A 13,793-nucleotide genomic window follows, 5' to 3' on the forward strand; every position below is an offset into this window, starting at 1 on the left:
TAGCAAATTTCTTACATGTGTAAAATTTATCGCTCGTCGATCCATTCTTTGTCAAGCATGGTTTTCATTTGCATTTTAAGTCAAACGGACTCCGGCTTTTGAAAATTATTGCTATGGATTTTTTTATCACACTCAATAGTGATCTCCTCTAAAATAAAGTCTAGCACATCTCTCAGTTCACTGCATCAATCGGCGTAAAGTCAATTGTCCGCTTGACGTTTCGATTGACCTTTGACACTTTGATTTCATCTTGCTGGCAGGAAGAGCGATATAAGACCATACGCACTAAAATATTGATTACTATATTCTTTATGCGGATAATTGGGTGTTAGGCGCGTTCAGAACACCGCTTAAAAAGAACGCATCATCCCTAAGCAAGCAAACGTAATGTTCCAGTAAACTCAACAAATGTGGAACAGAGAATGGCGGACAGGACAATGAACGTGCGCAAAAATATCCGCACCATGGAAGACTTCTCCGAGTTCGTAGGACTGTCCCGTCCGACAGTTTCCAAGTATTTTAACGACCCGGATTCAGTGCGCCCGCAAACCCGTATACGGATTGAAACTGCGATAAAGGTATCCGGGTTCAGGCCAAATCTTTTCGCAGTGAACCTTAATAGACGACGCACGACAATTTTAGGAATTATCATTCCTAACCAGCTTGATCACTTCTACATGGCAATGACCCGAAGGCTACAAACACTTGCGGAGCGGCACGGATATCTGGCAATCGTGCTATCTTCGGACGGCAAACCTGAGTTGGAAAAAGAAGCCATTGAGACGTTGCGATCCCTCAATGTAGCTGGAGCCATCATTGCCCCTCTCGGCGAGCAATCGCATCATTCCACCCTCACACGTCTCTCCGAGGATGTGCCGATTGTTTATGTAGACTCTCCGCTCGATAGCACCTCACCTTTCGTTGGCACGGACAATTCGAAATCATTTCATCTGATTGTCGACTATCTGTGCCGTTCAGGAAGCGAGCCATGTTATTTTTCTATGCCGCTCGTCAACAACAATGCCATCAAACGACAGGAAGCCTATTGCACGGCGATGGAAAAACTTGGATTTACACCAAGGACGATCGAGCTGGAACAAAGCCGCAGCTGGGATTTCGAGCAATATGCCTTTGAACAAGCGTCACGTTTTCTGCGGGAAAAAGGCAAGTTTCCAACCAGCACGATCCTCTGTGCAAATGACCGTATTGCCTTTGGAGTTATCTCTGCCCTCTGGCAAGCCGGCATAAAGGTCGGCAGGTTGAATGACTGTAATATTCGTGTTGCCGGCCACGACAACAATCCGCTGTCTGAATACACTTGTCCGCCACTAACCACAGTTGCGCAGGACTATAACGAAATCGGACGACTGGCGATGGAGCTTTTGTTTCGCACACTCGGGGAAACCACGGAAAGCCAGTTGAGCATTCCGGCCGAAAGCCGCATTCTACTCAATGCGGAAATCAAGCTGCGCTTGTCCGCATGACATATAAATAAAAATGGCGGGCAATGCCCGCCATTTTCCGTGCAGCACGAAAGCCTTAGTTCAGGCCAAGCGTCCCGCGCAAGGTCGAAAGGTCTTCTGCAAGCGTGGTAATGGCGCCAGCCATAACTTTGCGATCTTCCTCAGTCAGCTTGTCGTATAATTCGTAGCCATCGCCCTTCTTGTATTTCGCAAGAATGTCGTTGACAGTTTTGAAGTTTGCATCCGACTTTTTCAAAAGCTCAGGATTTTCTTTTTCGATCAACGGACGGAACAGTTCAACGATTTTCTGGGAACCATCAACATTGGCCTGGAAATCCCAGATGTCCGTATGGCTATAACGGTCTTCTTCACCTGAAATCTTGGTTGCAGCGACTTCTTCCATCAAGGCTGCGGCGCCACCGACAACCTTTTCAGGAGGGAAGGTCATGTCCTTGATGCGCTTCTGAAGCTCAACAACATCTGCGTAGAGCTTATCCGCGATTGGCGCCAAGCCTTCGGTTGAGTTTTGCGCGAACAAGCCATATTCCAGACGATGGAAACCGGTAAAATCGTCCGACTTTTCCGCATCTTCATGATCATCAGCGCGGCTGTCAATTGACGCATCAAGATCGGCAAAAAGCTCTGCAATCGGTTCGATCTTTTCATAGGAAACGCGCGAGGATGGATAAAGCTCTTTCGCCTTAGCCAGATCGCCAGCCTTGATTGCGTCGGTGAAAGCCTTTGTGTCCTTCACGAGCACATCAAGATTATCCTGAACGTAAATCTTATAGTCAGCGATTGGCTGAACGAGATCGAGTGGGGAAACTTCGGCCTTTGCAGCACCAAAGCTGAGAGACAGAGCGACGACACAAGCCGACGCGAGCAATGGCAGACGATATTTCATATTTACCTCTCCGTGGTGATAAGACCTTCACCCACGCGCATTCTGCGGCCCACTCGCCTGCAGGAGTGCGCGTGCGTAAAAGTCATCCTGATTTTTCACGCCGGGTAGCGTGAAGAAATAACCGCCGCCGATCGGCTTGATATACTCTTCCAGAGGTTCACCATCGAGGCGCTTCTGAACAGTGATAAAGCCCATTTCCAAATCAGCCTGATAAGCAATGAACAGCAGCCCCATATCAAGCTGGCCAGACTTCGTAACACCATTGGAATAGTTGAACGGACGGCGCAAAATAAGATGTTGTTCGGCATTGGCATCGCGTGGATTGGCCAGCCGAATATGCGCATCCATCGGCGTAACCTTACCCTCTGGGTCTTTTGAATAATCAGGCACATCAGCTTCGGTTTTACCATCAAACGGTGCACCGCTATCTTTTTCGCGCCCGAAAATAGTCTGTTGCTCCTGCAACGGGGTGCGATCCCAGCGCTCGACAAAGTTGCGAATGATACGCACCGCCATATAGCTGCCATTTGCCGCCCATTCCGGCTCACCTTTATCGGGTTGTATCCAGACAATGCGATCCATAAGCGTTTTGTCAGCGGCATCGGGATTGGCAGAACCATCGCGGAAACCGAGGAAATTGCGCGCGCTTTCCTTGGCTTTTGGAGAATGCGGCGGCTGCACAGGAACAGAGCCTTCCTGTTTCCAGCGGACCATCAGAAGATCAGGCATGTTCTTCATGATATCGCGCAGCGCATGGATGTTGGTGTCTGCGGTGTTCGAGCAGAACTGGATTACCAGATCGCCATGGCAGAGATCTTTTTGCAAGGCGTCATTGGGAAAGCCCGTCATGCGCTGCAAGTGCTTTGGCTTGAACGGCTTCAGCCCAAAACGATCATCAAAGAGCGAATTCCCCAAGCCCACGGTGATCGTGAGGTTATCTGGTGTAACCGTTGGCCCGAGAATGCCGGAATCAGCAGGCGGGAATTTCGGATCAAGCACTGGTGGCTTGCCCCCCTTCATGAGAAAGGCTGCGCGCTCTGTTAAAAGCTTGAACATGCGTTCAAGGTCTGCGCGGTCACGCGCCAGAACATCGAACGAGGCGACAAGACCAGTTGCTGGACGCGGCGTCACAATGCCGGGCTGATGCATACCATAAAACGGCTGGCTCTCCTGCAACTTGTCGCTTTCAGGCGCGTTGGTTACGCTCTCTGAAGAAAGTGAATTGTTGGAAGAGCGTGCATGAGCCACTTGCGATGCAAGCACGCTTGCAACCCCCGTAGCACCGGCACCGAGTAAAATTGCACGGCGTTCTGGCGATGCTACGCTGTCTTTTTTAACATTCTCGTTCTTGAAAAATTTCTTGGACATTAATCCACTCCAAGTTGATCGCGGAGTTTTGAAAACTGGTCGGCGAGAGCCATCGCGCCGTCCTTGATTTTCGCCTTCTCATCACTGGAAAGCGTGTTATATGCCTTGCCATTCTGAGCGCTAAGCAGCGCCTTCACGACAGACACCTGAGCATCAATCCCTTCAAATGCCTTGGGATCGACTTTGACGACGATCGGACGCAACACGTCCGCTGTCTTGGCGGCGCCTTCAACAAGGCCTGCAAATACCTGCAAATCTGTATGTGCGTAACGATCATCGCCTGCATCCCCAGCGGTGGACGCAAAGCGATTGAGCGCCGATGACGTGCCCGCCAGCATTCGGTCAGGCGAAATACGCAGCGCACGAATGCGATCCTTCAGGCCAGCCGCGTCTTCTACCAATTTATTGGCAACGGGCTGCAAACCTTCCAGCGATTTTTGTTCAAACAGTCCATATTCGATACGATGCAGGCCACCAAAGGCTGGGTCCTGCTCACGCTTTTCAAAGAAATCAGCGCGCGCATTGATTGCCGTATCAAGATCAGAGAAAGCTTCTGAAACTGGAGCGATACGTGCGTAAGCCTCGCGTGCTGGTGCATAAGCGGCCTGTGCAGCTTCGATATTGCCGTTAGAAATGGCATCGGAAAGCGTTGCAACGGCCTTCTGGAATTCGACAACTTCGGTTGCAAGATAAATCTGATACTCAGCCAGTGCACCGAGGAATGCCGTCAACGGCAACTTGCCTTTTTCAGCTTCGCTGCTTGCCGATGGCGTTACGATCAGCTTGCCGCGCGGGTTGGAAAGAAGGCCACAAGTAATCTGATATTCGCCCGGCGAAAGCTTCGCTGACAGTGTTTGTTTGAAGCCCGGCGCGATATTCTCCCGCTCTTCGAGCACCATGACACCATCAAGAATTTCCCACTCAACCGAGCGGTCCGACTTGTTGACGATTTCAAAAACCGTGCGCCCTGCAGGAACTGTCAACTCATTTGGATCGCAGCTTTTCGCATTGACCACGATCTGCACTTTGCCATCGCCATCTGCATGGCGCGATTTATCTGAAACGCGCGAGGCGTAATAGAAAGCAGCACCCGCCGCCAACACCAGAACAATGGCCAGCACCAGCACCAAGCGCGCAAGGTTGCGCGAGAATGGTGCAGTGGATTTCGGGCTTTTCGGCTGGGTCATAAAAAATCTCTTCGATTAAGCTGCGTTCTTGGCGGCAGCACTTTGCGCAGGTGCGGAAGGCGGCATCAGGAAAATTATGAGCGCAGGCACAAGGAACCCGACATAGGCAACCACTTCGCTGATCGTCGGTGTCGCGATATAGCCAAAGATACCGGCCAGAACCGAGCCAAGGGTGCTATCAAGTGGCAGGATTTCGCTCATATCGAATACGACCGTCTGGAAGTGGTTCCAGATGCCGGCTTCATGAAGCGCCATGACGGAGTTAGCCAGAATGCCCGCTGCAATGACCAGGATGAAAACACCGGTCCAGCGGAAAAAGCGCCGCAAATTGAGTTTGAGGCCACCACGGTAAATGCCGTAGCCAACAAACGCTGCCAGAACCACACCCAACAGCGCACCAAGCGGCGCTTCGCCGCCTTCGCTCTGCTGGAATGCAGCAAGCAGAAAGAAGACAGATTCAAGCCCTTCGCGCGCCACAGCAAAAAACACCATCAGAATAAGACCGAAGCCCTTATGTGTCGGCGTTTCAAAAGCTGCATCGATTGAATGATGCAGCTCAGCCTTGATGGAACGGGCAGCCTTGCGCATCCAGAAAACCATGGAAGTCAGCACGAAAACAGCAATAAGCCCAATGATAGCCTCAAAAAGCTCCTGTGCCTTTTGCGGGAATTCTGCGCTGATAAGCTGGAGAATTGCGCCGACAGCCAGCGATAAAGCGATTGCCAGCAGGACACCGATCCAGACAACGGGCATCCATGCGCTGCGCCCTGTCTGATGCAGGTAGCTTGCGATGATACCAACGATCAGCGCTGCTTCCACGCCTTCGCGGAACATAATGAGAAATGGTACGAGCATTCAAATTTATCCAAAAGACAGAGTTGTCAACCTGCCCCTCAATTAACTCTCTTAAAACCGGCAGAAGCCTTCCTTTATTTGTCATCTTTTTATATCCATGCCATCAGTACTGCAAGCAAAATGAACTTGACCCACATAGGAATGTTTTAGAATTATTCTAACCATTTCAAAAGCTTATAGAGTCAACAATAAGAGAATGATCACATTCTGCCTAGTTTGAGGGAGCCTGAATAAGCTCTTGAAAAGACTAAAAACTATGGCTTTTACAGATGCGAAATGATCGATAAAAACGCAGCCAGCGCGCCAGATGATCTCTACACGGCCTCTGTTCATGACTTGAGTGTGATCCGGATTCTTCATTCGCATTGATGCCAATGTGCTTACGATATATCTTGCAGACATGAAGTGCTGAAAATCCTTGCCAGAACTTTTGGGCGCAATTTATGAGTCGCAACCGTACCGGCGATGGAACAGGTGATTGTTTCGATTTGGAGCACTCTCGTGGCAGAAATGGCCACTAATATTGACCAATCATCGTCTAAAAATTGTTGAACAATCAAAAAGTTTCAGAATTTTCCGAAATGGTCAAAAATTTCGTCATTTAGGGCTTGAAGAATAGTGTCAACGGGTCCATATGACAGGTGCTTACCGCTTGCGCCTCCTCCCATTGCGCGCGGTAAGTGTTCCCCTCTGGAGGTTTGCCTTTATGGCACCTTCATAACTTAGCCGGACTTTTTAGTCCGGCTCTTTTTTTGCCTAAATTTCAGTAAGTTAGAACAAAAATAAAAAAGCGCCACGTTCCCGCAGCGCTTTTTATGATCATGCATAATGTTCTTGAAAAATGATTGAATGGGAACAGAGTTCTCATCATCATTCCGGCACTCAAAAGCCATTTCCTGTTCTTTTGCTGATAAACAATTCCAACAGGAAGAACCGGAAATTTTATCTCAAACGGAGCGATAGAGTACCGCTCCGTTCCCTCGCTTAACAAAGTGTTACTAGCCGTAAGACGCAACGGGTGGGCAAGAACAGATAAGATTTCTGTCACCCCCCACATTGTCAACGCGACTGACCGGCGGCCAATATTTTGCTGTCGTGTCAAAGTCGCCACCCAGCGCACTTGCCGGGAACACGGCTTCCTCACGCGTGTAGGGATGTGTCCAATCGGACGCCAGTGTATCGCCTGCCGTGTGCGGTGCGTTGGCTAGTGGATTATCATCCTTCGGCCAGACACCATCGGCAACCTTTTTCGCCTCACCTGCAATGGCAATCATCGCATCGCAAAGACGGTCGATTTCCGACTTTGGCTCAGACTCGGTCGGTTCAATCATCAGCGTTCCGGCAACCGGCCATGACATGGTCGGTGCGTGGAAACCATAGTCGATGAGGCGCTTGGCAACATCTTCCACGGTGACGCCTGCGCTGTCTTTGAGCACGCGCGTATCCACGATGCACTCATGCGCCACACGATCATGCGCGCCAGTATAAAGGATCGGATAAGCGTCCTTCAGGCGATGCGCGATGTAGTTGGCGTTGAGGATTGCAGCCTCGGTTGCCTTCTTGAGACCGTTACCGCCCATCATGCGGATATACATCCACGTAATGACCAGAATGGATGCACTGCCAAACGGTGCTGCGGAAACAGCGTGCTTGGAACCCAGATCAACATGCCCTGGCAGATAAGGCACCAGATGCTTGGCCACGCCAATGGGACCGACACCCGGACCGCCGCCGCCATGTGGAATGCAGAAGGTCTTGTGCAGGTTCATGTGGCAGACGTCTGCGCCAATGTCGCAAGGACGCGCAAGGCCAACGAGTGCATTGAGGTTTGCACCGTCGAAATAGACCTGACCGCCATTGTCATGGACAATCTCGCAGAAAGCCTTGATACCTTCTTCGAACACGCCATAGGTCGACGGATAGGTGATCATGAAGGCCGCGAGATTATCGCGATGCTTCTCAGCCTTGGCTTTCAGATCATCAATGTCGATATCGCCATCCGGACGGCAATTGACGACCACAACGCTCATGCCAGCCATCGATGCGCTGGCAGGATTGGTGCCATGCGCAGAAGATGGGATCAGGCAAATGTTGCGATGACCTTCGCCGCGTGCCTGGTGATAGTGGCGGATTGCGAGAAGACCCGCATATTCGCCCTGACTGCCAGCATTTGGTTGTAGCGATACGCCTGCAAAGCCGGTGACTTCGCAAAGCCATGCTTCGACATCCGAGGTCATCTTGGCATAGCCGGTCGTCTGCGCGGCAGGTGCGAACGGATGCAGATTGGCAACCGTGTTCCAGCTCACCGGCATCATTTCTGCTGCCGCATTGAGCTTCATCGTGCAGGAGCCAAGCGGGATCATCGCACGATCAAGCGCCAGATCCTTATCGGCCAGACGACGCAGGAAGCGCATCATCTCGGTTTCGGAGCGGTGCGAATGGAACACGTCCTGTGTCAGGAAGCCGTCACCGCGTCCTTTACCCGGAACCAGCAGATCGTCGTTGCCAACTGGCTTTGCACCAAACAAAATGGCGAGTGCTGCAAGATCGTCTTCGGTCGAGGTTTCATCAAAGGTCACACCAACCGTATCCGCATCGATGATGCGGATCAGACGACCACCTTTATCGGCTTCTGCGGAAATGTTTGCGGCTTTGCCCGGAACTTTGATCGTAACCGTGTCGAACAGGCTGTCGCCTGCAATTTCGACACCCGCAGCCTTGAGGCCAGTTGCAAAACGCGATGCAAGAGTAGCAACGCGCGTTGCAATGGCTTGAAGACCTGTCGGGCCGTGCCAGATAGCAAAGGCTGCTGCCATATTGGCGAGCAGCGCCTGCGCGGTGCAGATGTTCGAAGTCGCCTTGTCGCGGCGGATATGCTGCTCGCGGGTCTGGAGTGCCAGACGATAAGCGGCACGGCCATGCGCATCGACCGACTGGCCGACAATACGGCCCGGAATGATACGCGTCAGCGGCTCGGATACTGCGAGATATGCAGCATGTGGACCACCAAAGCCCATTGGAACGCCAAAGCGCTGCATGGAGCCGACAGCCATGTCAGCGCCCCACTTGGCAGGGGCTTCCAGAATAGTCAGCGCCAGCGGATCAGCAACAGCGATGACAAGAGCGCCCTTGGCCTTGGCATCGGCAATGACAGCAGTGAAGTCGCCATAAACACCGCGCGTATCCGGCCATGGGATGACGACCGCAGCGGTGTTATCGTCGACAACACTTCCGGCTTCAACCTGCCAGCCAAGTGGCTCCGCGCGGGTGTTGATCACATCAACGCTCTGCGGATGCAGATCGCCTGCAAGCAGAACCCGCTCACGCTTGTCGCGATGATGACGAATGGCAACGCCCACAGCTTCAGCAATGGCTGTCGCTTCATCCAAGAGCGAAGCGCAGGCAACCGGAAGACCGGTTAACTCGGCAACAAGCGTCTGAAAGTGAAACAGAAGCTCCAGACGGCCCTGGCTGATTTCCGACTGATAAGGCGTGTAAGCCGTGTACCAGGCTGGATTTTCAAACAGGTTGCGCTGAATGACAGGTGGTGTCTGCACACCATGATAGCCCGCACCGATGAAGCTCTTCTTCACCACATTGCGGCCCATGATTTCATTAAGCTCCGCAAGGGCTGCGTGTTCGCTCAAAGCTGCCGGCAGATCAAGCGCACGGTTCAAGCGGATGGATGCCGGAACAGCCTGCGTAATCAGTGTTTCCATGGAAGGAAGGCCGAGCGCTGCAAGCATTGCACGCTCGTCTTCCACACGTGGCCCGATATGACGGGCAACAAAGGGTAGAACAGTTACCGTCATTTTTTTATCCTACGAGTTTGTCATAACCGGCCTTGTCGAGAAGCCCCGAAAGCTGGCCTTCATCGGAAAGCTTGAGCTTGAACAGCCAGCCATCGCCTTCTGCAGCTTGATTAACGAGAGCCGGGTCACTTGAAACGGCTTCGTTCACTTCAACGACTTCACCATCGACCGGCGCATAGACGTCGGAAGCGGCCTTGACCGATTCAACAACGACGATGCTCTCGCCCTTGGAAACAGTGCGACCGATTTCCGGCAGATCGACGAATACGAGGTCGCCCAGCTGCTCCTGTGCGTGGATCGTGATGCCGACAGTGGCAACGCCACCCTCGACGCTGATCCACTCATGATCTTCGGTGAACAGGATATTGGCCATGGAAATCATCCTTTGCGATAGCGATGCGGTGTGAAGGGAAGTGCATGAACATCAACGGGAACCTTGTTACCGCGGACATCAGCAAAAATGCGGGTACCAGGCACTGCGAGGCTTGCCTCGACATAACCCATGGCAACCGGAAAACCTACGGATGGGCCGAAGCCACCCGATGTAACAGTGCCAATCTGAAAACCGGATTCGTCAAAAAGTTCTGCACCAGCACGAACAGGCTGACGGCCTTCCGGCTTAAGGCCAACGCGCTTGGCGGTTGCACCCTTAGCAATCGCGTCAAGCACGGCTTTGGCGCCATTAAAGGCAGCCTTTTCACGCACAGGCTTGGTGATTGCCCATGTGAGACCGGCAGAGACCGGATCGGTTTCCGGCGTGATGTCCTGACCGTGCAGGCAAAGACCCGCTTCAAGGCGCAGGCTGTCGCGAGCGGCAAGGCCAATCCATTCGACGCGTTCGTCAGCCAGAAGCTTGGTTGCAAGCGCACGCGCCTCATCGGCAGGCAAGCCAATTTCAAAACCGTCTTCGCCGGTATAGCCCGAACGGGTCATGAACCAGTTAGGATTGGGTTCAAAGCCGCTCATAAAACCGAGTTCTGCGCCTTTAAGACCGGCATCATTAATCACGCTTTCGGCTTCCGGCCCCTGAATGGCCAGAAAAACGCGATCCAGCGGATTGACCGTTACATCCTTGCCAGATGCCGCTTCATTGAGGTGTTCAATATCAGCGCTCGCATTGCCGGCATTGGCAACAACCATGAACCGGTCCTCACCCAGACGCGTGACAATAAGATCGTCAAGAACGCCGCCCTTTTCATTGAGGAAGAGCGTATATTTCGATTGGCCGGTTTTCAGAACCGACGGATCAAGCGGACAGGTTTGCGCAATAAGCGCAATTGCGTCTGCGCCCGAAACCTCAATCAGCTTCATATGAGAAATATCGAAAAGGCCGACATGCTCACGCGTGTGAAGATGTTCCTTCATAACGCCAAGCGGATAAGTGATCGGCATATTCCAGCCAGCAAAACCGCCAAAGCGTGCGCCAGCTTCCTCATGCAGATCCTGCAAAGGCAGGGTATTCAAGTGTGCGGTATCGCCCATAACAACTCCAGAGTCGCACGTATGCCTCCGCGAAATGCGGTTGCTTCGTGCCCCTCTGTCTCAAGCCTGAGAGACTCGCATAGCTATAAAGCTACACTTACACCTTCGGCGCAGGGTTTCCCCCGACTTTCCAGAGTTGCCTTACCCGCCTGCGGTTCCTTGTACCTGAGAGATTTCGGGCGATTTCCCCTTCGGTGGCCAACTTGCATCAGCTCTCTCCCGCAGACAAACAGTGACAGAACGATCTCGTAAAACACAACGCTCCATCACACGACATGATTGACTTATCTCAATCCGCTTTGGGAGTCATGCAGAATTGTTGCCTTCAACCGACAAATTCCCGGATTTTTGCGACAAGAATCTGCGCGCGCCCGTTATGCAAAAGAACTCTCTAAGTAGGAGCGAGACGAGCATGGGCCGACCTATCCATTAACACCTTAGAAAGGATTATGTCGGTGGAGCGCCTTAAAATCAGTGATTTGGTCATGTGGTGAGATGATTGTGATTATAAAATGACCAAGTCGCGCAAAATCCATGCAATCGACAGGCTAAATTGCACAGCAGCTATGCAAATCTGGCTCTGCAACTTTCGAAGCGAGCAGCCTATATGCTGTGGGCAACAAAGAGATTTGATTTTTGACTAGGTGAGAGAAATGAACCTGATCCGCTCGTACAACAACTGGCGCCGTTACCGTAACACTGTAAACGAACTGAGCCGCCTGAGCCCACGCGAACTGAACGACCTCGGCATTATGCCTTCGGAAATTCCATTCGTTGCACGTAAGGCTGCTGCTCGCTAAGAGCGCGCCATCAAAAGGCTTAAGCCTAATAAGAACCGCGACACTTAAAACCACGCGGTTCTAAAGTTTTCAGAGTTTTCACCGGGGTGTTCCCTCCTCCCATTTTCCTCGGTGATCTCAAGACCGGACCTCCTCCTCCCATTCCGGTCTTACCCTAAATGACACCTGCCGCTCCTCCCGCGGCGGGTGTTATTTTTTGTTCAAATGAGCCGCAAACAAGCAGATTATTTGGCAGCCACGACCTCGATTTCAACCTTGAATTCTTCGCGCGTAAAGCCGGAAACAATCATCAGTGTCGAGGCTGGTGCAGGTTGCGGAAACAGACGGTCCCGCACATCCATATAGGCACGCATATAAGCGCGATCCGTCACATAAGCATTGATGCGCACGACATTGGAAAATTCCATACCGCCATCGCGCAGGATACGGCGGATATTTTCAAAGCAAAGTTCTGCCTGCGCACCTGCATCTTCCGGCACGGAACCATCCGGCGCAATGCCAAGCTGGCCAGAGCAGAATACCAGCTCTGCCCCTGCATTTACTTTCACACCATGGCTATAAGCAGCAAAAGGTGCGGCCATATCGGCTGGCAGCAGATGTTTCAAAACAGTCATTCTATATCCTTAAGTCTTTGGCGCTGCTGCGAGCAATTCTTTGAGCCGTGCAGCGCCCGCTGCAATATCGTCTTCAGTGGGGTTGATACCCGCTGCAAGAAGCCGCCGGGCGATCATGTGATCCGCCGGACGGTTGATGGAATCGACCGCAATCAGCTTGTCGCCCGCGAAATGAAATACCGAGAACGCATTATCTTCGAGGTTGCCCAACACAATATGACGGTCGGCATCGAATGACAGGCCAGCGGTCTGTAACTTCATGTCACCCTGATCCGACCAGAACCATGCCACATCACGAAAAGGGGTGCCGCGACCAACAATCGAGCGTGCAACATGCTTGGCTTGATCGGTCGCATTCTGCACTGATTCCAGTCGAACGCGACGACCTGCATGGAAATGCACATAGCTCACGCAATCGCCAATCGCATAAACATGCTCACTCGACGCACGCATATGCTCATCCACCACGATACCATTATCGACAACAAGTCCGGTGTCGCGTGCAAGCTCGACATTTGGAACAGCACCCGTACCCAGCACCACCATATCAGCTGGGAAAAGCGTGCCATTGGCTGCTTTTACATCTGTCACGCGGCCGTCTTTGCCTTCAATGGCCTCAACACCCACACCTGTCAGAAGCGTAATATCCGCAGCACGGCTGCGTGTTTCAACATGCGATGAAATATGTGTGGCAACCGAACGCCCCAGTACGCGAGGAGCGGCTTCAATCAAGACCGTCTTCTTGCCAAGACCGACTGCGCTATGCGCCATTTCAAGGCCGATAAAGCCACCACCGATAATCACCACATTTTCAACACGTGGCATCATCTGGGCAATGCGGCGCGCATCCTCCAAACGGCGTAGCGTGACAACACCACTCAGATCAACGCCCGGCATATCAGGAATGCGGGCGCGCGCACCGGTCGCAAAAACCAGCTCCGACCAATTGAGCACCTCGCCGTCATCAAGCGTGACAGTCTTATCCGTCAAAGACACATGCTCAACGCTGCGCCCAAAAAGCATTTCAATATTATTATCGCGATAAGCGCTCTCCGGGCGCAGCACCAAAATCCCGCTTTCAGGTGCTTTCAGATAAGACTTGGAAAGCGGCGGCTTGTGATAGGGGATATCCTGCTCATCATTGATCAGGACAATTTCGCCCGCATAGCCTTCCTGTCTCAGACTGATTGCAGCCTGCGAACCTGCATGGCCCGCACCAATAATAATGCATCTGTTGTCCATCGGACCTCCGGGGATTTTCCGCGTATCATAATCATGTGGCGGGCTGTCGCGTGGCGAAATCGTCAC

Annotated in this window: 11 protein-coding genes and 1 riboswitch; of the genes, 2 read left to right on the forward strand and 9 right to left on the reverse strand. The window is 52.2% G+C overall.

Annotated elements, in window-relative coordinates; all coding sequences use genetic code 11:
• The first annotated feature begins 464 nt into the window (after positions 1-464).
• Entirely contained in the window at positions 465-1,484 is a 1,020-nt protein-coding gene (locus OPR82_RS08690; protein ID WP_265984485.1) for a LacI family DNA-binding transcriptional regulator, read from the forward strand.
• 55 nt (positions 1,485-1,539) lie between these two features.
• Here OPR82_RS08690 and efeO (OPR82_RS08695) read toward each other — a convergent pair whose 3' ends face one another.
• The 7 genes from efeO (OPR82_RS08695) to gcvT all read right to left on the reverse strand — a co-directional run bounded on the left by efeO (OPR82_RS08695) (position 1,540) and on the right by gcvT (position 11,071).
• Positions 1,540-2,367, reverse strand: coding sequence for an iron uptake system protein EfeO (efeO, locus tag OPR82_RS08695; RefSeq protein WP_265984326.1), 828 nt, complete (start codon positions 2,365-2,367; stop codon positions 1,540-1,542).
• A gap of 27 nt (positions 2,368-2,394) precedes the next feature.
• Positions 2,395-3,735 (reverse strand): iron uptake transporter deferrochelatase/peroxidase subunit, encoded by a 1,341-nt coding sequence (efeB, locus tag OPR82_RS08700; protein WP_265984328.1) that lies wholly within the window; start codon positions 3,733-3,735, stop codon positions 2,395-2,397.
• The gene (gene efeO, locus OPR82_RS08705; protein ID WP_265984329.1) at positions 3,735-4,922 is read right to left on the reverse strand and encodes an iron uptake system protein EfeO; all 1,188 of its coding nucleotides are present in this window, start codon (positions 4,920-4,922) and stop codon (positions 3,735-3,737) included. Before efeO (OPR82_RS08705) ends, efeB begins: the two co-directional genes overlap by 1 nt.
• A gap of 15 nt (positions 4,923-4,937) precedes the next feature.
• Complete coding sequence (gene efeU / locus OPR82_RS08710) at positions 4,938-5,777, reverse strand: iron uptake transporter permease EfeU (RefSeq protein ID WP_265984330.1); 840 nt, start codon at positions 5,775-5,777, stop codon at positions 4,938-4,940.
• Between the two features lie 998 nt (positions 5,778-6,775).
• On the reverse strand, positions 6,776-9,589 hold the full coding sequence (gcvP, locus tag OPR82_RS08715) for an aminomethyl-transferring glycine dehydrogenase (RefSeq protein ID WP_265984331.1): 2,814 nt from the start codon (positions 9,587-9,589) through the stop codon (positions 6,776-6,778).
• A gap of 4 nt (positions 9,590-9,593) precedes the next feature.
• A complete protein-coding gene (gene gcvH, locus OPR82_RS08720; RefSeq protein WP_265984333.1) occupies positions 9,594-9,962 on the reverse strand; it encodes a glycine cleavage system protein GcvH in 369 nt (122 codons plus the stop codon).
• Between the two features lie 5 nt (positions 9,963-9,967).
• A complete protein-coding gene (gcvT, locus tag OPR82_RS08725; RefSeq protein WP_265984336.1) occupies positions 9,968-11,071 on the reverse strand; it encodes a glycine cleavage system aminomethyltransferase GcvT in 1,104 nt (367 codons plus the stop codon).
• A gap of 142 nt (positions 11,072-11,213) precedes the next feature.
• Positions 11,214-11,303, reverse strand: a riboswitch (glycine riboswitch).
• Between the two features lie 421 nt (positions 11,304-11,724).
• Here gcvT and OPR82_RS08730 point away from each other — a divergent pair.
• Positions 11,725-11,871: a DUF1127 domain-containing protein gene (locus OPR82_RS08730; protein WP_084486680.1), complete on the forward strand. Its 147-nt coding sequence runs from the start codon at positions 11,725-11,727 to the stop codon at positions 11,869-11,871.
• Between the two features lie 224 nt (positions 11,872-12,095).
• Here the strand turns inward: OPR82_RS08730 and OPR82_RS08735 are convergent, their stop codons facing one another.
• Together OPR82_RS08735 and OPR82_RS08740 are read right to left on the reverse strand one after the other, a co-directional pair.
• Positions 12,096-12,485, reverse strand: a complete 390-nt coding sequence (locus OPR82_RS08735) for a RidA family protein (protein ID WP_265984340.1) — start codon at positions 12,483-12,485, stop codon at positions 12,096-12,098.
• 9 nt (positions 12,486-12,494) lie between these two features.
• Positions 12,495-13,727 carry an NAD(P)/FAD-dependent oxidoreductase gene (locus OPR82_RS08740; protein WP_265984342.1) on the reverse strand — a complete coding sequence of 411 codons (1,233 nt, stop codon included), beginning with the start codon at positions 13,725-13,727 and terminating at the stop codon, positions 12,495-12,497.
• Positions 13,728-13,793: the final 66 nt, after the last annotated feature.

The sequence above is a fragment of the Ochrobactrum chromiisoli genome (assembly GCF_026241335.1).
Lineage (GTDB): Bacteria > Pseudomonadota > Alphaproteobacteria > Rhizobiales > Rhizobiaceae > Brucella > Brucella chromiisoli.